The 24,195-nt window shown below is 62.9% G+C and carries 17 protein-coding genes; 7 read left to right on the top strand and 10 right to left on the bottom strand.

All coding sequences use genetic code 11. The features are described 5' to 3' along the window. Positions 1 to 93: 93 nt before the first annotated feature. From V5E97_RS31685 to V5E97_RS31660, 6 genes are all read right to left on the bottom strand, one after another. Positions 94 to 1,881, bottom strand: coding sequence for an arylsulfatase (locus V5E97_RS31685; protein WP_406695548.1), 1,788 nt, complete (start codon positions 1,879 to 1,881; stop codon positions 94 to 96). A gap of 149 nt (positions 1,882 to 2,030) precedes the next feature. After that, positions 2,031 to 2,357 (bottom strand): hypothetical protein, encoded by a 327-nt coding sequence (locus V5E97_RS31680; RefSeq protein ID WP_406695547.1) that lies wholly within the window; start codon positions 2,355 to 2,357, stop codon positions 2,031 to 2,033. Between the two features lie 62 nt (positions 2,358 to 2,419). Next, positions 2,420 to 3,493, bottom strand: a complete 1,074-nt coding sequence (locus V5E97_RS31675) for a tetratricopeptide repeat protein (protein WP_406695546.1) — start codon at positions 3,491 to 3,493, stop codon at positions 2,420 to 2,422. Continuing rightward, positions 3,486 to 4,364, bottom strand: coding sequence for a hypothetical protein (locus V5E97_RS31670; RefSeq protein ID WP_406695545.1), 879 nt, complete (start codon positions 4,362 to 4,364; stop codon positions 3,486 to 3,488). The genes V5E97_RS31675 and V5E97_RS31670 overlap by 8 nt, the downstream gene beginning before the upstream one ends. A 51-nt stretch (positions 4,365 to 4,415) precedes the next feature. After that, positions 4,416 to 5,378, bottom strand: a complete 963-nt coding sequence (locus V5E97_RS31665) for a YybH family protein (RefSeq protein WP_406695544.1) — start codon at positions 5,376 to 5,378, stop codon at positions 4,416 to 4,418. A gap of 168 nt (positions 5,379 to 5,546) precedes the next feature. Continuing rightward, positions 5,547 to 6,689, bottom strand: coding sequence for a hypothetical protein (locus V5E97_RS31660; RefSeq protein WP_406695543.1), 1,143 nt, complete (start codon positions 6,687 to 6,689; stop codon positions 5,547 to 5,549). 780 nt (positions 6,690 to 7,469) lie between these two features. On the opposite strand from V5E97_RS31660, the gene V5E97_RS31655 reads away from it, so the two are divergent. From V5E97_RS31655 to V5E97_RS31635, 5 genes are all read left to right on the top strand, one after another. Beyond that, positions 7,470 to 9,677: a hypothetical protein gene (locus tag V5E97_RS31655; protein WP_406695542.1), complete on the top strand. Its 2,208-nt coding sequence runs from the start codon at positions 7,470 to 7,472 to the stop codon at positions 9,675 to 9,677. A gap of 131 nt (positions 9,678 to 9,808) precedes the next feature. After that, on the top strand, positions 9,809 to 12,274 hold the full coding sequence (locus V5E97_RS31650) for a DUF1549 domain-containing protein (protein ID WP_406695541.1): 2,466 nt from the start codon (positions 9,809 to 9,811) through the stop codon (positions 12,272 to 12,274). 53 nt (positions 12,275 to 12,327) lie between these two features. After that, a complete protein-coding gene (locus V5E97_RS31645) occupies positions 12,328 to 13,662 on the top strand; it encodes a DUF1501 domain-containing protein (RefSeq protein WP_406695540.1) in 1,335 nt (444 codons plus the stop codon). Between the two features lie 225 nt (positions 13,663 to 13,887). After that, a complete protein-coding gene (locus tag V5E97_RS31640; protein WP_406695539.1) occupies positions 13,888 to 15,516 on the top strand; it encodes a PPC domain-containing protein in 1,629 nt (542 codons plus the stop codon). Between the two features lie 204 nt (positions 15,517 to 15,720). Continuing rightward, positions 15,721 to 16,914 (top strand): alpha/beta hydrolase family protein, encoded by a 1,194-nt coding sequence (locus V5E97_RS31635; RefSeq protein WP_406695538.1) that lies wholly within the window; start codon positions 15,721 to 15,723, stop codon positions 16,912 to 16,914. A 12-nt stretch (positions 16,915 to 16,926) separates the two neighbouring features. Here the strand turns inward: V5E97_RS31635 and V5E97_RS31630 are convergent, their stop codons facing one another. Then, positions 16,927 to 18,129, bottom strand: coding sequence for an RNA-guided endonuclease InsQ/TnpB family protein (locus V5E97_RS31630; protein WP_406695537.1), 1,203 nt, complete (start codon positions 18,127 to 18,129; stop codon positions 16,927 to 16,929). A gap of 158 nt (positions 18,130 to 18,287) precedes the next feature. On the opposite strand from V5E97_RS31630, the gene V5E97_RS31625 reads away from it, so the two are divergent. Further along, a complete protein-coding gene (locus V5E97_RS31625; RefSeq protein ID WP_406695536.1) occupies positions 18,288 to 20,495 on the top strand; it encodes a beta-galactosidase in 2,208 nt (735 codons plus the stop codon). Positions 20,496 to 20,499: 4 nt separating this feature from the next. On the opposite strand, the gene V5E97_RS31620 is transcribed toward V5E97_RS31625, so the two are convergent. Further along, positions 20,500 to 21,483 carry an archaemetzincin gene (locus V5E97_RS31620; protein WP_406695535.1) on the bottom strand — a complete coding sequence of 328 codons (984 nt, stop codon included), beginning with the start codon at positions 21,481 to 21,483 and terminating at the stop codon, positions 20,500 to 20,502. Between the two features lie 121 nt (positions 21,484 to 21,604). Continuing rightward, the gene (locus V5E97_RS31615) at positions 21,605 to 21,898 is read right to left on the bottom strand and encodes a putative quinol monooxygenase (protein ID WP_406695534.1); all 294 of its coding nucleotides are present in this window, start codon (positions 21,896 to 21,898) and stop codon (positions 21,605 to 21,607) included. Between the two features lie 671 nt (positions 21,899 to 22,569). Here V5E97_RS31615 and V5E97_RS31610 point away from each other — a divergent pair. Next, positions 22,570 to 23,022, top strand: a complete 453-nt coding sequence (locus V5E97_RS31610; protein ID WP_406695533.1) for an HU family DNA-binding protein — start codon at positions 22,570 to 22,572, stop codon at positions 23,020 to 23,022. 115 nt (positions 23,023 to 23,137) lie between these two features. On the opposite strand, the gene V5E97_RS31605 is transcribed toward V5E97_RS31610, so the two are convergent. Beyond that, positions 23,138 to 24,112 (bottom strand): lysophospholipid acyltransferase family protein, encoded by a 975-nt coding sequence (locus tag V5E97_RS31605; protein WP_406695532.1) that lies wholly within the window; start codon positions 24,110 to 24,112, stop codon positions 23,138 to 23,140. Positions 24,113 to 24,195: the final 83 nt, after the last annotated feature.

The following is a 24,195-nucleotide window of genomic DNA, read 5'->3' as shown; positions in this document are numbered from 1 at the left end:
AGCAGCCCGACCATCCGCCACATGGAACGGATTCACCGATTTGAGATCAAAGCCTGGCGTTCCGCCTCGGTCGACGGGCGGCTCCCGCCAACGTCACTTCGTCGCCCGTAAATGAATGGCCTTGAGGATCTGCTCCTTCACGGCTTCCAGGTTAAAGCTCGCCCCCTTCTGCATGGGCGGAAATTCCACAAACGTCTCGCCGAACTTCGCCACCGCCTGCTGAACGAAGGTGAACCGCCAAAACTCGTGGATGTAGAAGTGATAGAAGTTCATCGACCCGGACAGGCCGGTGCGCTCGAACGGGTCGAGTCGGAGATTGACCAGGATCGGCCAGTCGGGTTTGACCGCCCCACCGAGCCAGCCGTTTGGCTGGTCGAGGAACCGGTATTTGTAGTCATCGATCCGCACTGCGCCGAGCGTCCCCTCGGCGAAATACATGACCTCGTGTCGCTTCGACGGCCCTTTATCGGTAATCAGGTCGGTCTGGTCATAGCCGTCCAGGTGGACTTTGTAGCTCGTATCACCGAGTGACTTGCCCTGCTTGAGTTCGTCGACGATCCCGGGGTTGCCGGCCGCTCCCACGAGCGTCGGGAACCAGTCGAGCCCCGACATGAGCTGGTTCTCGACCTTTCCGGCCGGCACTTTCCCCGGCCATCGCACAATACAAGGCACGCGCATGCCTCCTTCGAGCACCGTGCCCTTCCCCCCCGCAAACGGCGTCTGGCCGCCGTCCGGCCAGGTGAAATTCTCCGCGCCATTGTCGGTTGTGAACACGAGAATCGTGTCCTCCGCAACCTCCAAGTCATCCAGCTTCTTCATCACCGAGCCGACGATGTCGTCGAGCTGGGCCATGCCGGCCTCGTAGGTATACCAGCCGTTCTCCGGTGTCTGCAGCTTGGCGTACTTTTCCGCGAGGTGGGTGATGACGTGCATCCGGGTCGGATTCAGCCAGACGAAAAAGGGTTTGTCCTCCCCCTTGGCCTTGTCGATGAACTTGAACGCATGGCCGAGGATCTCGTCGTCCACCGTCTTCATGCGGTCGGGGTAGAGTGTGCCGGCGTCCTCAATCTTCTGCTTGCCGACCTTACCCCAGCGCGGCTGCTCGGTGGTGTCATCCTGGTCGGTCGCCCAACTGTGGATCACGTTCCGAGGGCCGACCTTGGCCTTCAGTTCGTGAGGGTAAGAATGAAAGGCCGGATCCTCCATCGCGTCGAGGTGGTAGAGGTAGCCGAAGAATTCGTCGAACCCGTGGACCGTGGGGAGATACTCGTTGAGGTCGCCCAGGTGGTTCTTGCCAAACTGCCCGGTCGCGTATCCCATCGACTTGAGGGCCGTCGCGATTGTGGGAGCCGTCGCGGGCATCCCGACCTTAGCACCGGCCTGGCCCACGGTGGTAAGCCCGGTCCGGATCGGCAACTGGCCGGTGATAAAATTCGCCCGGCCCGCCGTGCAACTCGGCTCAGCGTAATAGTCAGTGAAGAGCTTGCCCTGGGCGGCCAACTTGTCGAGGTTCGGCGTCTTGCCGGCCATCATGCCGCGATGGTAAGCGCCGATGTTGAACCAGCCGACGTCGTCCCCCATGATGAAGACGATGTTCGGCTTCCTCCCCGCCGATGTCGATGTCGAAGTCGATGCGGTCTTGGCCGTGGCCGTTTCCGCACCGGCCTGCGCCAGCAGCACGTTCCCGACGACTCCCTCCGAACAGCAGGAGAGCTTGTCGACTCCCTGACCGATCACTCCCGACTCCGCCGCGAAGGGCCGTGCTGGCGGTGTGGCCACGCCTGCCCGCGACAATGGCGAAATGTCATACGTGGCGGCGACGAATCCGAGCATCGCGCCCAGCCCCACACACGCCAGCGATTGAATTGACCCCATCTTCATGTCCGGGATCCCCCACTTTGGTAGAAAACCGTCCGTGAATCGCCGCTCGCACGCGACGACAACCACGATAGCCGACACCAACCCCAACTTGAAATCAAGTAATAAGTTCACCCCACTGCCGTGCAAGTATTACCGCCACTTGGCCCCGTTCACGGATTCAAGTCTTCGGAGCGGTCTTCTGCTTCGCCCCCTGGATTGGAATTCAGCCGGGAGATCCTGTTCCGGAATTCAAAGTATCGACGGCCTGCTTCGAGGCCGTCGATCAAGTGCGGGAGGGCGCCAAGGATGCTGAAAATCCCGATGATGATCAGGCCATGACCGACACGGAGTTGCTTGTGCTTGAGGTCGTCAGCGAAGGTTCTCGAAGCATCGGATAGGCCGATCAGGAAAAGCACGATCCCCTTCACCAAATTGGTGAAGGGGTTCTCGATAAAACGAGTTATCGCACGCGAGATCCCACCAGGTCGTTTGCTCATCTCACTCTATACCAAACATGCTGACTCGTCCCTGAATTTCGTCCGTTCCTCGAAACCGAGAGTCACCGGGCGAAGCCCAGCCCCGGATCCGTCGGCGGTGCGCCGGCGAGCCGGAAGTTGAAATGATCGGCGTTCTGCCAGATCACATTGCCGACCAGAGTGCCGCTCTGTCCCCCTTGGTCGACGAGGGTCAGAACTCCGTTGGCAAAGGTCGACGCGCCCGTGATCGTCATCGGCGGCTTTCCCTGACCGGTCGCAGCCCAGGTAAAGCGACCGTCGTCCTGGATTGTCAGGGCGATGTTTGCGTCCTTGGCCGGAGTGGCCGCCCACTTCCCGTGCAACTTCCCATCGACAACCGGCGTGCCGGCAGGGGCCGCGTCGGCCGGGGCGGACGGAGCGTCTCCGGGAGTTTGGAGCCGGGCGACAAGTTGCGCCGAGAGCGTGTCTCCGGGCTGGAGCTTCACGACCTGCTTGAGCTGGTCGACCGCGTTTTCATCGTGGCCTTCGCAAAGGTACTGGTAGGCCAGCACAAAGCGAGCCTGGGCCGAATTGGGATTCGCGGCGATATACGTTTCCAGGTTGCGGAGTTGCCCGGTGTAGGTCGCGACGTCGGGATACATCCCGCTCAAGGTAGTCCAGTCCCAACCGGGCCCGACCGAGAGCACCGCGTAGAGAGGCGCCGCGGCCTGCTCGTACTTGCCTTCCGCGAAGAGCACCAGGGCAAGAAATTCGTGGAGCGTCGTGTCGTTGGGCATCTGCGTCAACGCCTGCTGGTCGAGTTGCAGGGCCTTGGCGTAGTCACCCGCCTTGAACGCCTCACGGGCCTGGTCGAACGCCAAGGTCGCCTGGTCGGCGACGGTCGGCTCGGGCGGAGCGGCGGTCGTGCTGATCGGCTGGGAATAATCGGAGGCGGGAGCCGCGGCCTGCTGGGGTGCATTGCCAGGTTGTTGCGGAGCGCCGGGCTGCTGCGCCACACCTCCGGTACCGGAGGAATAGGGATTGTTGTAGCCCGAATAACCGTAGGCATACACCGGCGAACCAGTGCCCCAGGCCCCGACTCCGGTCATGGCGCCCAGGCCGTAGCCCGCCACTCCCCAGGCCGCGGAGTTATTACCATTCCAGTAACCGTTAACCACCCCGGGATGATACCCGTCGTACTGGTTGCGGTTCGCATAACCGGCCCCCGCAGCGGCGGCACCCGCAGTGGACGGGCCCTGGTTGCGGTTCGCATACCCCGCACCCGCGGCGGCGGCGGCGCCCGCAGTGGACGGGCCCTGGTTGCGGTTCGCATACCCCGCACCCGCGGCGGCGCGCCGCGTTGGACGGGCCCTGGTTGCGATTGGCGTAGCTAGCCCCCGCAGCGGCGCTGCCCGCGTTCGTCGGGCCCTGGTTGCGATTGGCGTAGCCAGCGCCGGCGGCAGCGGTGCCCGCGTTCGTCGGCCCCTGGTTACGATTGGCGTAGCCAGCGCCGGCGGCAGCGGTGCCCGCGTTCGTCGGCCCCTGGTTACGATTGGCGTAGCCAGCGCCGGCGGCGGCGGTTCCCGCGTTCGTCGGGCCCTGGTTGCGATTGGCGTAGCCAGCGCCGGCGGCGGCCCCCGCGTTGGCCGGGTTTTGATTGCGATTGGCGTAGCCAGCGGCGGCACCCGCATTGGACGGGCTTTGATTGCGATTGCCGAAGGCCGCGGAATTGCCGGATTGGGGGCGTGCGCCGGATCCGGGCTGGTTGCCGGAAGGCGAACGGCTTCCTTGCCCCGGGTTGCCTGATCCACGGGGCTGATTCATCGGCTGGCGAGGCTGGCTGAATGAGGGCGTCCCTCCCATCCCGCCGCCCCGGTTCCCACCGCCGTTGCCGCCTCGATTCTCACCTCCACCTCCACCGCCGCGGCCGCCGCCGAAGCCCCCACCGCCACCCCCCCGACCGCCGCCACGGCCGGCAAGGACGTCAGTCGGGCTGGCGAGCAACGCCAGAGAAATACCGAGAGCCAGTTTCCAAAGTGTGCGCGTCATGGAGTGAATCCTATAAGGAGGAGGAATGAGATCAAACGGGTTCCAGGACGCTTACTTGCCAGCTTCGGGCGGCTTACGCACCAGGGTGAACTCGTCAACCCCAGGCGTCGCAACGCCTCCGAGGGTTCGGTCGACCGACTGCCAGCTCGCCCGGTCCTTGCCCAGCCGCTTCAAAATATTCGTGACCGAGGCATGCCGACCGTCCTGGCGAACCCCCTCTGCCTTGATCACCCACTCGTCACCATTGCGGGTCCAATAGCCCTCACCAAAGCCCCCCTCGGTATCGAAGATCCAGGTTTTGAACTGGCTCCTCACCGGGTCCCAGCCAATCCGTTGCGTCCCGCTCAGAACAGGCTGGCCGCGAGTTTTCATGGTGAACTCGCGGAGCAGGAAGTTGCCGTTGTCAGCCCACTTGCAGGTGGTATGCACGACCGCGTCCTGGCTCTCGTTGATCCAGTCTCCGACCAGCCATTCCAGTTCCTTCAAGCGGTCGTGAGGGGTCAGGTCATGCACAACCTCGTCGCGGACGGCCGACTGGAGCCAGCGGCCGTCGCGCTTGACATAGACCACGGTGAATCGGGTCACCTCGGGCACTCCGCCGTCCTTGGCCGGCGTGATCGTCGTTTCGCCCTCCTCGAGCGCGGTGTCGGGGCCGAGGAAGCGCTGGGCATCCACCTTGATTGCGATGGTGCTGCCGGGGCTATCGGCGAACGACGCGGTGAGTTGGTCGCGGACGGCAGCGCGGCCCTCGGTCCGCTCGCCCTGCTCGTCGACAACCAGCGCGTCCTCCGAGTAGGTCGCGGCGGCAGCGACGGCGTCACCCGCATTGAAGGCTTTCGTGAAGGACGCGACCAGCGCGGCGATGGCCTTGGCGTCGTCGTCCCGACTGATCGCCTGGGTAGCCACCTTGGCGGTGGCCGAAGCATCCTTCCCTGACTTCACGGTGTCCTGGGCTCCGGAGCCCTGGCAAACCCCGAGCACCACCACGCCGAACCAAAGTGAGACCGATCTCATGCCTGTCACTCCCCAGCAAATCCCGAGGCGTACGCCTCGCTATCCTCATCGAATGAACACAATGATTTTCGCAGAGAATCGGGTCAGCGAATCGCGGTCGTCCCGGTGATGATTGCGCGACCACCTGGAGCTCCTCGGTAACGGACAAGGAACGACCGCGAGTCCGGCTTATCGGGACGGTCCCGGCTCGGGGGGCTTGGGCACGGCCCCGGAGTGTGGGGCCGGCTGGGCCTTGAAGTCGCTATAATTCATCCCGGAAAAGAACGAGGTCGCAACCTTCGGATCCGGCAACGGAGCCTTGGCTGTCAGCGGGTTCGTACCCTGTCCCTGCGACTGGTCGCGGAGTTGCACGAGCAACGGGTAGATCTGGTCGTAGGCCGCTTCCTGTTGCGGAGTCTTCGCGGTGCCGAAACGCAAGTTGAAACTCTGCATGAACGTGACCAGGTGCCCCATGGTCGTCGTCGGGTACCGATTGAGCCCTTCGAGGAACTGCTCCACCTGAGGCTCCTCGAGCATCTTGGACAGGCCGTAGAGGGCCTTCAGGTAGTTGTCGGCCTCGTCCCGCTGCCGGGTCCCCAACGGGTACGCGCTATCGGCCTTGCCTTTCAAGACTTTGACCGCCTCCCGAAAGCTCCGGAGCGTCTCGATCGAGACCTGGCTCGAGCTCTCGGCCTCCTTCTTCCCCTTCGTGACGATGGCCCGGATCGCCTGACGGTCGGCTTCGAAGGCCGGGTTCGTGGCGAGAACGTCGGGCACGCCCCGTGCGCCGAGGTCCTCCAGGCTGATCAGGATCATCTGGGGGGCGAACTCGAAGTTAATGTTCTTGACTAGCCGGCTGTCGATCGACTGCGTCGACTTCTGGACGAACTGTGTGAACACCTTGGGGTTGGCCAGCTCGGTGAGGACGACATTCAAGGCGTCGCCGTTGTGGACGTCGTAGGGGTTGGGATTGTCATGGAGACGCTGGTAGGTCGCGTCGGCCGACTCATTGATGTTCTGCTGCTGCTTCTGACGACGGGCCAGATTGGTCGCGGCATTTTGCTTATTGACCGCGTACATGTATTCATTCCATTGCATCGCCGTGTTCGCGTTGATGGAACGGGCCTGCGCGGTCTGCACGTTGTAAGCGCCTGCCCCGGCGGCGTAGTTGCCCATGCCGCTGGCGATGCTCCCCTGCACGGTCGACCCACCACCTCCCCAGCCGCCCCACCCGCCATACCCCGCGGGGTAGCGATATTGCGCGTGGGCCGATGGCCCGGGGACGGTGAGCACGAAAACGAGAAGCGACGCAAGCCCGAAGAAACGAAGCATCGAAAAAGCTCCTCAGACACAAGGGAAGAACAGCCGCGCAGCGGGGGACGAGACCGTTGACACGGCCATCGCGTGAGATTGGGTGGAGCGCTTTGAGCGGGGATCGTGGGGCCAGCGTCAGAGCGACACGTCGATGAAGTTCGCGCAGCCTCTATCCAGGCAGTGGTCCGGCAATCTGAGAACCACCGCTCTGACCAGTCAAGGGATCATCTGCGTCAGCTTGTTCATCGCCCTGCGCTATCAACGTGGTTTCCGAAACGAGTCGCGATCGGTCGCGAGCACGGCCGCCTCATCATCATAGGCCACATAATTCAACGATGCCGAACGCGATTTTCGATCGGGTGAATCAGGGGCCAAACGCCCTGGGTGACTGGGGTCTGTATTCAGGTCCCGGCCTTCTGACGCTCGCACCAGGGTCCGAGTCCGCCCCCGAGCCACCCAGACGTGGCAACCTAAGGGTAAACTGCACCCACACGCAAGTCAATCAAATGAATCTGGATTACTGAATTCCCAAATTACACATGCAACATATTTATTGGAAATCGTTCGCCCAAGAATGACTTGCGACGAGGCAATACCCGACCGCGGAACACGATCCTAAACAGCCCGGGGTCGGTCCGTGTGCTCGTAAGATCCCGATAGCCTCCGGGTGAACTCCCGGGTAGTCTAATCCCTGTTTGAGCGGCGGGGCCCCGAACTCGGACCGTTCGTTCCCCCGCCCGATTCGGGTCGCAACCTGCGAGCGTTTGGGTGGTCACCATCGAGTCGAAGAGGTCGAGCATGGGTTTCACAACGGCTTGCAAGCGATTCACGTTTCCCCTGGCGTTCGGACTGGCGGGGCTGCTGACGGCCTCGTCGCTGATCGGTCATGCCAGGGCGGCGGAAAGCATCTCCGTCGACTTGCGTGAATATCACCCTGAGTGTGGCGTTGTGATCACTCCGGGCGATCCAGGCAAAACAGGTTTCCTCAAGGTCGAGTGGCCCTTGGCGGCGGGGGAGACGGGCCAGCTCCTCCTCGACACTCGTCCCGGCAAACCACTCCTGGCGAGCATGGGCATCGTGGTGGCCGGCGAAAAGTCGACCCTGGCGACGCTGCTGAAGGATGTCGATCCGGTGACGTTTGTGACCGTCGGCTCGCGAAAGTCACCTCCGGACCGGCCCCCCGGGATGAGCGTTTTCAACGTCTTCTTCGATAACCCAGCCAAGCGTCCGTTCCAGTCGTATCGAGCCCGGCTTGATCTCAAGCGGATCCGCGTGGTCAGCCAGGGCCAACGCGCCTCGGTCATCCTGGGCGACGTGGCCGCCGGCCCGTTCACGGGAGAACTGCACGTGACCGTGTACCGAGGCAGCCGGCTCGTCAATGTCGAAAGCGTCCTGAGCACAAAGGAAAACGATCGCGCCTATCTCTACGACGCGGGCCTCGCCTCGGTTGTGCCGAGCTGGACGCGGTTTGCCTGGATGGATACCGAGGGGAATCTCACGCATCAAAATATTGACAACGAAGCGAACGACCAGCCGATGGCGGTCCGCCACCGGGCGATCGTTGTCGAGTCCGACGCCGGGTCGGTCGCCTGCTTTCCTCCGCCGCACCGGTTTTTCACGCCTCGCGACTACACGGACAACCTCCAAAACGTCTGGCGAGGGCGCAACCATCGTGGACTCGACGAGCGATCCGGGTTTGGAATCCGTCAGGCCGAAACCGGAGGCGGGAACTATGCCCCCTGGTTCAATGCGCCTCCGGGGACCGAACAGCATCTGGGAGTCTTCTATCTGCTCAGCCGGAAGAAGGCGCATGGCGCGCTCGATGAAACCCTCCGTTACACCCACGGCGATCGATTCCCGGAGATTCCAGGGCATACCACCTTCACCAGTCACTATCACATGGCGATCACGATGGCCGCGATGAAGGAAGCGGCCCAGGGAGGGCCAAGGACCATCCCTGACTTCGTCCGCATGTTCAAAGACATGAATGTCCAGATGATTCACCTGGGCGAGTTCCATGGGGATGGGCACCAGAAAGACCCGGGTCCGTTACGACTCCCCGAGCTCGACGCGATGTTCGCCGAATGCCGACGGCTTTCCGACGCGGAGTTCCTGATCATGCCCGGCGAGGAGGTCGATACCTTCCTGGGGGTCTCCCGACCGGGACAGCACTCCGGGCACTGGATGTCCTTCTTTCCGAAGCCGGTCTACTGGACGATGAAACGGGCGCCCGGCGAGCCGTTCGCCGTCGAAGACCCGCACCGAGGGACGGTCTACCGGGTCGGCAGCCGCGAGGACATGACTCGGCTCCTGGAACGGGAGCACGGCCTTGCCTGGACCGCCCATCCCCGGATCAAGGCGTCGAACTGGACCCCGGACGCCTTCCGGAACGAGGATTACTTTCGGGCCGACACCTGGCTCGGAGCGGCCTGGAAGGCGATGCCGGCCGACCTCGCGAACCCGCGACTCGGCCAGCGCACGCTCGACCTGCTCGACGACATGGCCAACTGGGGCTCGAAAAAACAGGTGATCGGTGAGGTCGACGTCTTCAAGCTCGACCACACGCACGAACTCTACGGCCACATGAACATCAACTATCTTCGCCTCGATCGAATCCCACGCTTCGAGGAGGGGTGGCAGCCCGTGCTCGACGCCATTCGAGGGGGCCGTTTCTTCGTGACCACCGGCGAGGTGCTCCTGCGCGACTTCAACGTCGGCGGCAAAGCCAGTGGTGAGACCTTGGACTTGAAAACGACGACGACTCCCGATACCAGTATCTCCCTGGAATGGACGTTTCCCCTTGAATTCGCCGAACTGATCTCGGGCGATGGGACCAACGTCGTTCGTGAGCGGATCGACCTGACCGACACCGAGCCGTTCGGCCGCCGCACCCTGACGCTCCGGCCCGAACTCGCGGGCCGCAAGTGGATCCGCGTCGAGGCCTGGGACATCGCCGGCAATGGCGCGTTCTCTTCTCCAATCTGGATTGAAGAATCGAAGCCATGACTCCTGGAATTGACGCCTATACTCTATCGTTGCACTTTTGTTAGACAATCGTGCGTTTTTCGGATAGGCTTTGGGTTGAAGTTGGGAACGAGAGACGGAATCCGGGTCGCTCGTGGGTCGAGGACATACCCTTGCGTACGCTCGCTTTTTTCTTCGGGATGTCATTGATCGTGGCCGCGGTCGCCCCGCGCGAGGTTCGCGCAGGGGATCCCGAGCCGGCCGAGTTGACGTTGCTCTCCAGCGTCACGGCGTTACATGGGCCGGCCGCCCGCCAGCAGATCCTGGCGATCGGCAAGGTGGATGGGCTCCAGGTCGATCTGACCCGCCGGGTCAAGTGGCAGACCGAGACCCCCGACATCATCTCGGTCAGCGCTGAGGGTGTCGCCAAGGCCAAAGGGGATGGTGAAGCACGGATCTCCGCCACTTCAGGCGGACGCACGGCTCATTTGACGCTGCAAGTCTCCGGAACGAGCGAGCCCTACCGGCCAACTTTCGAGCGTGACGTGATGCCCTTGCTCAGCCGAGCCGGGTGCAACGCGGGGGCCTGCCACGGCAAGGCCCGGGGCCAGAACGGTTTTCAGCTCTCGATTCTCGCGTTCGATGCCGACTCGGACTTCGCCGCAATCGCGCTCGAAGCACGAGGACGGCGTGTCTTCCCCGCCGCCCCGGCGCAGAGCCTGCTCCTCTTAAAAGGGACGGCGCAGCTTTCTCACGGCGGAGGCCGCCGGCTCGATCCGGACAGCGAGGCTCTGGCGACCGTGCAGCGCTGGATCGAACTCGGGATGCCACGCACACCGCGTGAGGCTCCCCGGCTCGACCGGATCAGCGTCGTGCCCTCCGATCGGCTCATGACCCCGGGCGCCGACCAGCAACTCGTGGTGACAGCACACTTCTCCGACGGATCGGCTCAGGACGTCACCCATCTCTCCGCGTTCCAATCGAACGAGAGTGGGATCGTCGAGGTCGCGGCTGACGGCCAACTCAAGGCAGGACCGATCCCAGGTGAAGCGGCCATCACGGCGCGGTTCCGTGACAAGTTCGCCACGAGCGAAGTCACAATCCCGTTGCCGGGCGAAGTGCCGAGCAGCCTCTACGCCGGACTGCCGCGGACCAACTTCATCGACGAGCACGTTTGGACGAAGCTCAAACGGCTGGGCATTCTGCCGTCGGAACCGGCCGGTGATGCCACTTACATGCGCCGGGTCTCGCTCGACATCATCGGGCGGCAACCCTCTCCGGACGAGGTCCGCGCCTTCCTCGACGACCCGTCCCCCGAGAAGCGGCCGATGCTCGTCGACCGGCTCCTCCAGCGCCCCGAGTATGCCGATGTTTGGGCCAATAAGTGGCTCGACCTACTCCGGCCGAACCCCTACCGGGTCGGAATCAAGGCCGTCTTCAACCTCGACGCCTGGGTGCGTGACGCCTTCCGCAGGAACATGCCCTACGATCAGTTCGTGCGTGAGATCGTGACGGCCCAGGGGAGTACGTTCCACAACGGTGCGGCCACCGTCTTCCGCGATCGGCGTGAGCCCGAGGAAATCGCGCCGATGATGAGCCAGCTCTTTCTCGGGATTCGCCTCGATTGCGCCAAGTGTCACCACCACCCGTTCGAGGCCTGGGGCCAGGAAGACTTCTACGGCTTCGCCGCCTACTTCGCCCGGATCGGCCGCAAGGGCACCGGTCTCTCCCCGCCGATCTCCGGAAGCGAAGAGATCATGTTCACGGCCAAGGGGGGAACGGTCAAGCATCCGCTGAGCGGTGAAGTCTTGCCTCCCAAGCCCCTCTTCGGTAAAGCACGCGAGACCAACGACCCTGATTCGGACCCGCGTGAAGCGCTGGCCGAATGGATGACGAGTCCCGAGAATCCGTACCTTGCCGAGGTGATCGTCAACCGCGTCTGGGCCGACCTGATGGGCCGTGGGATCGTGGAGCCGGTCGACGACCTTCGAGCGACCAACCCCGCCAGCAACCCGCCGCTGCTCAAGGCCTTGGCCGATGATTTCCGCCAGCACAAGTATGACCTGAAGCACTTGATTCGGACGATCGTCAGCTCGACCGTGTATGGGCTCAGCTCCGAGCCGAACGAGCGCAACAGTGCCGACACGCGGAACTACTCCCGGCATTACCGCCAGCGGCTCCGAGCCGAGGTTCTGCTCGACGCGATCGCCGACATTACGCAGGTTTCCAATAGCTTCCAGGGGGTGCCGCCGAAATCGAGGGCCGTGGCGATCTGGACGCACCGCACCCCCTCACTCTTCCTCGACACGTTCGGCAGGCCCGACCCGAACCAGGACCCGCCTTGCGAGCGGACCCCCGACACGTCCGTCACCCAGGCCCTGCACCTGATGAACTCACCGGAACTCCACCGGAAGGTCACGAGCGACGAGGGGCACGCTGCCAAACTTGCCGCCTCCGGCAAAAGTCCCGATGAAATCGTCGAAGAACTGTATCTCTTGGTCTACAATCGACTCCCCGTCGATGAAGAAAAAGCAATCGGTCGCGAGCTCTTTTCCCAGGAGAAGGTCAAGCCCCGACAGGCGGCTGAGGACTTGCTCTGGGCCTTGATCAACTCGGCCGAGTTTGTATTCAAGGACTAACCGCGAACCTGCCGGGTCGGATTCTCCACGCCCCCTAATTCATCGAGGTCCCGATGAGCGTTTATACAAATTGCGAGAGCGCCACGCGGCGAGACTGCCTTCGTCTCGGCCTGGGAGCTTTAATTGGGGGCGGTCTGGTCGACGCCTTGAGACTCAAGGGGCAGGCCGCGCTCCAGGAGCCGGGCAAAACGTCGGCCTCCGCGACCAGTTGCATCTTGATCTGGATGGACGGCGGACCGAGCCACTTCGAGACGTTCGACCCCAAGCCGGGCGCGCCCTCCGAGATCCGTGGGGAATACGACTCGATCGCAACCGCGATTCCCGGGTTCCGCTTCTCGAAGAACGTGCCCAGGCTCGCGGCGATCGCCGACAAGTTGTCGATCGTCCGTTCGATCCGCCACGAGCAGGGGAACCATGGCGCCGGCAATCATTACATGATGACGGGAGCGCCGCCGCGGATTCCGGTCGGCTGCGGAGCCTTCGTCAGCTTCCACCCGAGCCTGGGATCGGTCACCGCCTACGAGCGCGGGGTTTCGGGGGGACTCCCCCCGTACTTCTCGATGCCCAGCATGTCACGCTCGGGAGGCCCGAACTTCCTCGGGGCCAAGTACGCGCCGTTCGTGATGTCGGACAATCCGAACTCGTCCGATTTTCGGGTCCGTGACGTCGCTTTGCCGCGCAGCCTGGAGGACGTGCGATTCTCCGCAAGGCGCGACTTGCGGAGCCGCGTCGATCGCCTCCGGCGGATCAGCGACAAGGCCGCCGGCGATCCGGCCAACTCGCTCGACGAGTACTACGAGCAGGGCTACAACATCATCTCGTCGCGCGAAGCGCAGACGGCGTTCGACATCGGCAGTGAGCCGGCCCGAGTCCGCGATGCGTACGGACGGAACCCGTTCGGTCAGCGTGCCCTCCTGGCGCGCCGGCTGGTCGAAGCGGGAGTTCCGTTCATCACCCTCAACGAAGGGGGCTGGGATCACCATACGGGGATCTTCAAGTCGCTCGACCGCAAACTCCCCCCCTTCGAGGCCACCATCGCGGCCCTGATCGAAGACCTCGACGCACGCGGCCTCCTGGATACAACCCTGGTGGTGGCGCTTGGAGAGTTCGGCCGCACGCCCAAGATCAACAAGGACGGGGGCCGCGACCACTGGTCGAATGCCATGTCGGTGCTCTTTGCCGGCTGCGGCACACCCCGCGGCCAGGTCATCGGCGCCACCGACTCCAAAGGCTTCACGGCCGTTGAGCGGATCCTCTCCCCCGAGAACTTCGCCTCGACCATCTATCTGAAGCTCGGCATCAACCCAGACAAGATGTACTACACGCCGCAAGGTCGCCCCAGCCACCTTGTCAGCAATGCCACGCCCATCACCGAATTGATGGGTTGAGCCGCCCCTCTGATTTCATCCACAAACACGGCTTTTCCTTGGAAATTCTTCAGGCGAGCGGGGAACGTCAGTTCCCTGCCCTCCTGAAGAGGCCGGGGATGGTGGTCCGTGCCCACCCGACAAGACAGGATCACTTTCTGTCATCCGGGGCTCCTCCCGCCCCTCAAGAGCTGACAGCCCCCCTTTGAATATCGATCTCGTATCCATAATCACAGCCTAAGCATCATGACCACCCGCATCATCGCTAGCCTCATGGCCATCCTCGCGACGGCCACCGCCGCACAGGCGAAACCACCGACTCTCGATCGGCTCTTTCCCCCTGGAGCCCAGCGCGGCCAGACCGTGGCCGTGACAGCGGCCGGCTCGTTCGATCACTGGCCGGTGCAAGGCTGGGCCGATGATCCCGGAATCGAGATCAAGGCCGAGAAAGAGAAGCGACAGCTCTCGGTGATCGTTTCCAGCAACGCGAAGCCAGGGGTGCACTGGATTCGACTGAGCGACGAAGAAGGGGCCACTTCGCTCCGTCCGTTCCTCGTCGGGGTGCTTCCTGAGTTGGTCGAAACTGAGTCGAAGGATAAGCCAATCGCGCTCGAAAGCTCTCGGGTCACGATCAACGGCCGCCTCGGCAGACGCGAAGACATCGATGAATTCTCGATCCCCTTAAAAAAGGGACAGACGCTCGTTGCCGCGGTGGACGCCAATCGCCTGCTCGGCTCGCCGATGGACGCCGTCCTGCAAGTGGCCTCGTCCGAAGGCTTTGTGCTGGCCCAGAACGACGACGACCGAAGCTTCGACCCCCGTCTCTCCCTTAACGTACCCGCCGACGGAACCTATCTGGTCCGCATCTTCGCCTTCCCGGCAACCCCGGATAGCACGATCGGGTTCGCGGGAGGGGATGCCTACGTCTATCGGCTCACCCTGACGACGGGCGGCTTCCTCGACCACGGCTACCCTTTGGCGGTCGCCCGGTCCGATCCGGGACAGGTTGAGGCCCACGGGTGGAACGTTCCGGAAGGCGCCAAGCACCTTGCGGTGGTCGCCGACGGGAGCCAAGATACCGCCTCACTCATTCACCCCGAGTTCGCCAATACGGTTGACGTCCGCCTCGTCCCCCATGCCGCTTTGATCGAACAGGAGCCGAGCGACCCGGCCCATCCCCAGGCGATCCCGGTTCCAGGCACCCTCACCGGGCGGATCGCCCCAGCACGAGATCAGGACGTCTTCACGTTCTCCGCGAAGAAAGGGCAGAGCCTGGATCTGCTCGTTGAGTCGGAGAGTCTTGGCACACCGCTTGATCCCGTCCTTCGCGTGACTGACGCTCAAGGGAAAACGCTCAACGACGTCGATGACAGCGGCAAGGAACATGACGTTCGCCTCTCCTTCACTCCTCCGGCCGATGGCGATTATCGGCTGTCGATTCGGGACCTGCACGGGCAGGGGGGGGAACGGTTCGTCTATCGAATCACGATCGCCGCACCCGAACCTCACTTCGAGCTGACGCTCAAGGCCGACCGGCTCACCCTCACTCCGGATAAGGCGGGAACCCTTGAGGTGACGATCGACCGGAAGAACGGTTTCAAAGGTCCGATCGACGTCAGCATCGACGGCTTGCCCGAAGGCATGACCTCTCCTACCGTCCGTTCCGAGCCGGGCAAGGGCACGGAGAAAACGGTGACCCTATCGCTCACCGCCACGCCCACCGCACAATCGGGGCCGTTCCGGGTCCTCGGTCGCGCGGTCGAGGGCTCGATGCCCGAACGTCCTGCCCGGATCGCGATCGAAGGGTTCACCGCGACCACCACCGATCGGCCCTGGGCCACCGTCCTCAAAGCGGCGCCTCCCAAGGCTCCCTGAATCAAGGCCGGGGCAACCATCCCCGGCTTTCCCTACCACGTCTTCGCTTTCAAGGTGGGCACGCCCCACCCGCCTCAGCCGTGCGCCTGCACAGAGAAAATCGACCAGGCTGATCGACGCCCTTCGCCCTGCGCGGACAAGAACCAGCACGCCATTTCTTGAGGCCAAGAATCGAGTAAGCTAATCGCAAGGTGTGTCCGTCGCTTGCTCTCTCGCCGCATCGGCGGAGGACGAGGGGGACCCGACGAAGGGGATCCGATGGAACCGAACATGATCGGCGCGTACGGCCCGTGGGCGGCCTCGATTGTCGGCGACGCGCCCGCCCGGCTCTCCTTCCGAAAGCCGGAGTTCGCGGACGTTGAGGCCTGGAGAACCGTTGCACGCCAACGGGTTCGCGACTGCTTGCTCGCACCGGAGAGCGGAGGAGTGCCCGAGGCCAAGCTCCAACATGAGTTCGAGTATGACGGCCTCCACATCGAACACCTCCACTGGCAGCTTCCCTACGGCCCCCCCACCGAAGCCCTCTTTCTCAAGCCGAAGGGCGCGACCGGACGCCTCCCCGCGGTGCTCGCCCTCCATGACCATGGAGGGAACAAGTCGTTTGGGACACGGAAGATCGCGCAGATCAGTGACAACCTCCACCCGGTCATGATCAAGCATCGCGAGTACTACGGTGGCTTGAGCTGGGCAAACGAGCTCGCCAAGCGGGGCTATGCGGTGCTCGTTCACGACGCGTTCGCCTTCGCCAGCCGGCGGCTCCGGCTCGGCGACTTACCTCGCGTCGTTCGCCGCGACCTCAAGGAGGAGAATCCCGAATCCGAGAAGGAGATCGCGGCCTACAACAAGTTCGCCAGTGATCATGAGTCCCTGATGGCGAAGAGTCTCTTCTGCGCGGGGACAACCTGGCCGGGCGTCTTCCTCTCCGAAGACCAGCGTGCCCTCGACTACCTCTGCTCGCGCGATGACGTCGATGCCCAACGCGTCGGCTGCGGCGGACTCTCGGGAGGAGGCCTCCGCACCGTCTACCTCGCGGGCATGGACGACCGTATCGCCTGCGCCTGCTGCGTCGGGATGATGACAACCTGGCGTGACTACCTGCTTCACAAGGCGCACACGCACACCTGGATGATCTACATCCCCGGCCTTCCTCTCGACCTCGACTATTGCGAGATCCTCGGCCTGCGAGCGCCGAGGCCGACCCTGGTCTTGAACGACCTCGAAGACGACCTCTTCACCGTACCGGAGATGAAGCGAGCCGATCAGATGCTCGGCGAGGTCTTCACCAAAGCCAACGCGGCCGATCGTTATCGATGCTCGTTTTACCCCGGGCCTCACAAGTTCGACAAGCCGATGCAAGACGAGGCGTTCGCCTGGTACGACCGCTGGCTCAAGTCTTGACACTCCCCACGTTTAAAGGCGGGGGATTCTCGGTTCGACACCAACAGCCTCGATACGAGGTCTTACACTGGCTCCCCGAGCGTTTCGACTCTCCGTCTGCCCGACGGCGAGCATCCTCAACCCTTCGTCCCTGATGTTGCACGCGGCGAGGAAGTCCCGATTGTGATGGGCCCCGCATGCGCAATCCCACTCCCGATCTTTGAGCGTGAGATTGCCATTGAGGGCGCCGCATGCGTTGCACATCTTCGACGAAGGGAACCAGCGGTCGATGACCACCAGATGTTTGCGGTTCCACAGGCACTTGTATTCGAGCTGACGGCGGAATTCTCCCCACGAGGCATCGGTCACGCTCTTGGCCAGCTTGGTTCTCGCAAAGCCCTTCACGCTCAGATCCTCGATGCAGAGGCCGGCATGCTTTCCAACGAGTTCTGTGGACAACTTATGCAGGAAGTCGTTCCTTTGGTTGGCGGTCTTCCGGTGGATGCGAGCCACCTGGATTCGGGCCTTGATCTTCCGCTTGCTCCCCGGCTTGCGGCGGGAAACGGTTCGTTGCGCCTTGCGAAGTTTCTTCTGAGACTTGCGGAAGCACTTCGGGGCCGGGATCGGCTCCGATCCATCGGAGAGCGTGGCGAAGTCGATCAAACCCAGATCGATGCCGACCGACCGTTCCGGAGAAGGCGGCGACAGAGGTACGTCCGGCATCTCGAATTCGGCCGTGAGGCTGACATACCACTTGCCATCGACGGAACGGCGGAACGTGGCGCTTTTGGTCGGCTCATCGACGGGCTGGCTCTGATAGATGCGGACGGGGCCGATCTTGGGGATGACGACCTTGCCGTCGACAACCTTGACCCGCTGGGGGATGCGGAATCGCGCCCGGTCTCGCTTCCGGTTCTTGAACCTGGGGAACTTCGCCTTCATCCTCGGGTTGAAGTGGTTGTCGTAGGCTTGATACAGATCCTTGAGCACCTGTTGCAACGCCTGAGAATCCGCGTCCTTGAGCCACGCCGTCTCGGACCGGGTCTTCAGTGCGGTCAACTCGGACGAGAGGGCGCTCATCGGGAGCGTCTTTCCGAATTCCCGGTAGTGCTCTTTCCGTCGCGAAAGCGCCCAGTTCCAGACCCACCGCCGAGCACCAGCCATGCGGTTAAGAGTATGGGCCTGCGCCTTCGTGGGCTTCATCCGGAATCGGTAGACTTTGCGATGCTTGGCCATGACTGTATTGTAGTTGTGTTGTGTTCACAAACCAATCAAATTCACGCCTTATATCCCCACGGATAAATCCGGGGGCTTTACGGCTAATCCTCGGTAAGCCGCTGCACAGACCGGACCCGACTCCGCCCGTCGAAGTTCGAGTGCGAGAGGACGACCGCATGAAACACCTGTCCGTCAGCGCTCGCTTCAGCCCATGGTCCCGCTTGCCGCGGAGTGGGACCGATCGGTGCGGCCGGACAATGGTGGCTCTCGGCTTGATCCGCCTGATGGCCATCGCGGCACTGGCTGAAGAACCGACTGACCTCACGCTGGGCCCGCATTCGATCGTGATGAACCAGGCCCGAATCTCGGCGGACCCGAAACGAGGACTCGACGAAACCGTTCCGCTCGAAGTCACCTTCCTGCCGGCGGACTGGCCCAACCTGACGGTCAAGGCGGCGAAACCGTGGGACTGGAGTCGCGTCGGACGACTTCTGCTCTCCCTGAAGAATCCTGGGCCCGAGCCGATCGAGTTCGGCATCCGGGTCGACGACGACCCCAGGGCCGATGGCACGGTTCATTGCCGGACGGCCGAGTCATCGATCGGGCCTCGCCAGTCAGCGACGTACGCTATCGAACTCGGTCGCGAGGCGATGTCCTTCGGCATGCGCGGGTTGCCCGGGCGTGCCGGAGCGCGCTCGCTCACGCCGACAGGCATCGGCCCCTTCAACCTCGGGCACATCGTTGGCTTCCAGCTCTATCTCCACCGGCCCAAGACTCCCCAAACCCTCATCCTGAGCCACGTGAGACTGGCGCCCGAGCCTTCGCTGGATGGCATCGTCGATCGATTGGGCCAGTACGCGAAGGCGGAGTGGCCCGGTAAGCTCCATCGCGAGGCAGATTTCGAGCAGCGAAGGACGCGTGAACTCACCGACTTGAAGGAACACCCCGCTCTACCCGATCGGGATCGTTTCGGCGGGTGGCGGGACGGTCCTCAACTCCGAGCCACCGGATACTTTCGCGCGGAGAAGGTGAAGCAGACCTGGTGGTTGGTAGACCCCGACGGCTCTCTCTTCTTTTCGTCGGGCGTGGATGAAGTCCGGATCGACTTTCCAACGTTTGTCACGGGACGGCGAACAATGTTCGCCTGGCTTCCCGATCGTGAAGATCCGCTGGCACGGTTCCTCGGCGTCAGCCAGGACGTCCACTCCGGCCCGGTCCAGGAGGGGCAGACTTTCGACTTCTACCAGGCGAATCTCGCGCGAAAGTATGGCCCCCATTTTATCGCGGAGTGGAAAGCGACCACACTCAGACGGCTCCCGTCATGGGGATTCAATACCTTCGGCAACTGGTCGGATCGATTCACCCGAAACGGCCGAATCCCGTACGTGGCCTCGGCCACGATCCGAGGCGATCATGCTCGGATCAGTAGCGGATCCGATGACTGGGGCAAGATGCACGACCCATTCGACCCTCGCTTTGCCGCAAGCGTCGAGAGCAGCCTCCGTGAGGCGATCTCCGAGGTCAAGGGAGACGCCTGGTGTCTCGGCTATTTCGTTGACAACGAGTTGAGCTGGGGCGATTCCAGGGCCGTTGGAGACGCTCACCGCTATGGATTGGCCCTGGGAACGCTGGAACAGTCGGGAAAATCTCCCGCGAAGCAGGCGTTCCTCGCCCAGCTCAAGCAAACGTACGGCCCCGTCGAGGTCGAGCGATTGAATGCCGCCTGGGGAACAACCTTCGCGAACTGGACGGACCTCGAAGCGTCCTGGAAACCGAACGCTCCGTTCAACCCGATGCTAAAATCAGACCTTTCCCGCTTTCTCAGGCACTATGCGCGGGTCTACTTTCAAACGGTTCGAGATCAGATCAAAAGAAAAGACCCGAATCACCTTTATCTCGGGTGTCGGTTTGCCCGGTATACGCCGGAGGCCGTCGAGGCCGCGGCCGAGCTCTGCGACGTGGTCAGCTTTAATATCTATGCGCCTCGGATCGATCCGAAGGAATGGGGGTTCCTCAACGACCTCGAGCGGCCCACCCTGATTGGTGAGTTCCATATCGGGGCGCTTGACCGGGGCCTCTTTCACGGCGGACTGGTCACGGCCCCTGACCAGAAATGGCGCGGGGCGATGTTCCAGGACTATGTCGGCAGCGTGCTCGACCATCCATCGATCGTGGGCTGCCACTGGTTCGAGTACGTCGACGAGCCCCTGATCGGTCGCACGTTCGACGGTGAAAACTACGCGATCGGTATCGTCTCGGTCACCGACACGCCCTACCCGGAACTCGTGGCGGCGGCCAGGTCCATTCATCGCAGTGCCTACCCGCGGCGATTCAACGCCAAGGGCAAGCCAGGGGCTCCACCGACGGCCCCCGAGACGCGGTGACGAATCACTTCGCCCGTGCGGCCGGACCCTGGAGTGCCGCCCACGAACGGCTCCAGAACCTGGCTTCATCATCGAGTCCGTTCGACTTGGCGAACTCGGCAAGGCTGGCATACCGCCGCGCGGGGTCGAGCTGACACGCCAGCCAGACTTTCATTTCGTCCTCGTGACAGAACCAGAGCGGACGTGCGTCCGCCTCCTCCCGGTGGCTCGTTCCGTTCATCGCACACTCATACGCCGCGCAATGCGAGAGCCCGAACATGTGCCCCACCTCGTGCAGGGAGGTTTTCAGCGTCCGCTTGACGCAGAGCAGAAAGTCCTCGTGGGCGTCTCCCTGACGATACAAGGAGCAGACCGCCACGCGGTCAGTGAGGGAGGCCTGGCCGAACGCCCAGGAGCCCCCGCCGGTCCGCGTGAGGTCGACCGTCGTCATCGCAAGCATGCCGGCCGCGTTCTTGGGCAAGTTCGATCCACTCATCGCATCGAGAACGAAACTCGACAGGAGCCGCTGATCGCCGCGCTCCGGATGTTTGGAAAGCGCCAGGTCGTCGAGCGAGTCGAGACGCACCGGCTCAATGAACTTGACGGGAACGCCAAAGAACCGAGCGAGCAGATCCGCCACTCGGTCAACGACCGCCGACTGAGCGTCATCAAAGTCGCCCCACTTCTGGATATACAGGGTGGTGAGCTCGGAGGTCGGTCGGCTCGGGCTTCCGCTGCGATACTCACGGAAGGTCTGGCCGGACTCTGGGTGCCGGTCGAGCCAGTCGCCCGGATTCGGCTTACCCATGCGATGATGTAGCGGTTCGATCCGCCGTCCGGCCGACTCGAGAAACGCAAGCCGTTCCGGATCCTCCACGAATGGCTCGCCAAAGTCCATCGCGGGCGCGGGGAGGGAAGCGATCGAGCGGTAGATCGCCGCCCGCCCCCCCAATCCAACGATCACGGCCATGAGCACAACGCTCGCCAGAACGACCCGCCTGGATTTCATGGGGCGAACTCCAAGGAAGAGATCCAACACACCCGATCACAGCCTCGACGCGGCGCACTTCTCATCGCGCAAGAGTAGCGCAGCCGAGTGGGTCGACCTGATTGATCCCCGACGCGAACGTTCAAACCTCCGCAAGCGGCTCATAAATCTCCGGCGTACGACTCTCGATGATCGGAAAGAGGCCGCCGGTCGCAAACTGAGCGAAATGCCCCGAGGCCCGATGAGCGTCGAGCGCAGCCTGGTCGTCATATTGCTCGTACAGGAAAAACTTCCTCGGGTCACTCGTCGAACGATGCGCCAGGTACATCCGACAGCCCGCCTCGGCTCGCGTCGGTCCCGTCAGCTTGGCGAAGAGTTCCACCGCCTCGCCTTCATGGCCGGGCTTGATCACATAAGTCACAGCAACGCAAACCATCAATGAGGCCCCCTCGAGAGAAACTTGGCCGAAAAAAATAAAGGAACACCGCGCCCGGCGGCAGCCTCTATCTTACATCCGTAAAAGCCACTCGAATAGAGCGAAGCAGTACCGTCGGATCATGGACCTTCGCGAAGGCGACGATGATCGAACGACTCGGTCCTGCCTCCATGTTTACCTTCGAGTGGCAGGACACATCGCGTTGTTGGCAGAGCGAGGCCATCCGATTGCAGGTTGTGGCAAACTGACGGTGGGCAGGGACGAGCGGCTGGGAGCGACGGCCTGTCGGGCGTGGGATCCATGCGCGACATGGGCGGTCGGTTGGAACGGTATCGACTTGGCTGTCGCCTCTCTGCAGTTTCACGCCAGCTTGGCCGGCTTCGATCGCGGCTTGGGACGTGGTTCCAGCGCCGCTTGATCGCTCGATCCCATCGCTAAAACAGAGGTGAGAAACGAGCACGTCTCGACACGCTCGGAATCCCCTTGAAATCGAGCGTTTTCGAGAAGACGCGGGTCAAACAGCCAAAAACAGGCATTTGAGCGGATCAGCGCCTGAAAAACCGGACTTTTTCGCTGAAAATGACGAGAAAAGACGACAATTGGGGCTGCAAGCCTCTAATTTTTCCTGTAATTATCCGATCAGTCTACCGATCGAAGCGAAATAAGCCTCGTTGATCACCTTCGATGAGGTCGAGGCTCGGACGGTTCGCTCGGACACTTCCAAGAACCAGGAGATCGATACGACCATGGCCAAGAAAACCGCTCCCAAGGCCAAAGCCCCTGCCCCCGCCCCCAAGGCCGCCCCGGCCAGCGCGGTCAAGGCGCGTGCGGCTACCAAGGGAGAGATCTACGGGACCATCTCCGAGAAGACCGGGCTGGGCAAGAAGGACGTCTCCAAGGTGTTCGACGCGCTGAGCGAGTTGATCGCCAAGGAGCTCGGCAAGAAGGGCCCCGGGCAGTTCGTCGTGCCGGGCCTGCTCAAGCTCAAGGTCGTCCGCAAGGACGCCACCAAGGCGAAGCAGGGGATCAACCCGTTCACCAAAGAGCCGATGACGATCAAGGCCAAGCCCGCCCGCAACGTCGTCAAGGCCGTCCCGATGAAGGCTCTCAAAGAGCTGGTCTGAGCCGAACAGCCAAGTCACCCCCGGACTCCTCCGGGGGTCGTCCGACCTCGTCTTCTCGCCTCGGTCGGATGGATCCCCGGATCTTCTCCCTTCGCACTCACCGGCTTGCCGTCCGCTATCGAACCGCGACGGCCCGCTCACTTCGACGTGAGGCAATCGAACGACTCTTCGCCTGCTCTTCGACCGCGTCCCAGAAGAAGTAGTCGTTGCTCTGCTCGGGAAAGTGGCGGACTTGTTCCTCGAGCGCATCGAGCGCTCGGTCCACCCACTCGAGCGCACGACCAGGACGGCGAGCGTCGGGGGGAACGATCAGCGGATCGCGAAACTCGAGATGGAACTGCCCTTGCTCGTCCATCCGGCAGTAGGCGGGGACGACCGCGGCTCCGGTCATCGCGGCCAGAGTCACCCAGGTCGTCGAGAAGGACTCGGTGCGTCCCAGGAATGAGGCCGACACCGCCTTCGCATCGTTCCAGCGCACATCGCACGCAATCTTGACGATCAGGCCCGCATTCAAGATGCGCGCAGCGTGGTAGATCGTCGAGGCCCCCTCGGCCGTCCCCGCCTTGCGCGAGACGAAGAGGCCCGCTTGGCCGTGGGTTCCTTCCGACTGGAACTTGCCGTTCAGGTATTCCGAAATGTTTCTCGGCTTCTCACCGAACCAACGTACCGGAAAACCCTGGCGAAAGAGCCAGTGGGTCATCAAGACGTGAGACCCGAAATGATTGGCCAGCAGGATGACCCCTTTGCCCCGGGCCTGAGCTGCTTCCAGCTTCTCTCGTCCCGAGACCTGGAACAGGGGATCAATCCAACTGTCGGACCGGCCGTCCAGAAGTAAGTCGCGGGTGCGCCAGCGGTAGGTCTGGCGGGCCAGGGCTCGGCTGACCGCACGGACGTTCCAGTCGCACCCGAGCCGCTCGGCCGCCCCAGCGACCGCTTCTTCATAGAGGCGGGTCTGGTGAGGAATCACGAGCAGATCGAGCCGGCCCATGATCCCGAGTAGCCGGATCGAAAGCCGATAGGGGAGCCGCCGCAAGACCGGTAGCACGGTCTGCAACACAACTTTGTGAACGATCATCCAGCGCTGCCACATCACCGCGCTCCTTGTCCGGCCACCAGCGCGGTGACTCGAAGCCTTGCTTGAATCACGAGCGGCCTTCGCCCATCACGGCGAAA

It is taken from the genome of Singulisphaera photorubra (genome assembly GCF_045290345.1).
Lineage (GTDB): Bacteria > Planctomycetota > Planctomycetia > Isosphaerales > Isosphaeraceae > Singulisphaera.
The sequence above is the reverse complement of the archived record's forward strand: the minus strand, read 5'-3'. Positions and strand labels throughout refer to the sequence as shown.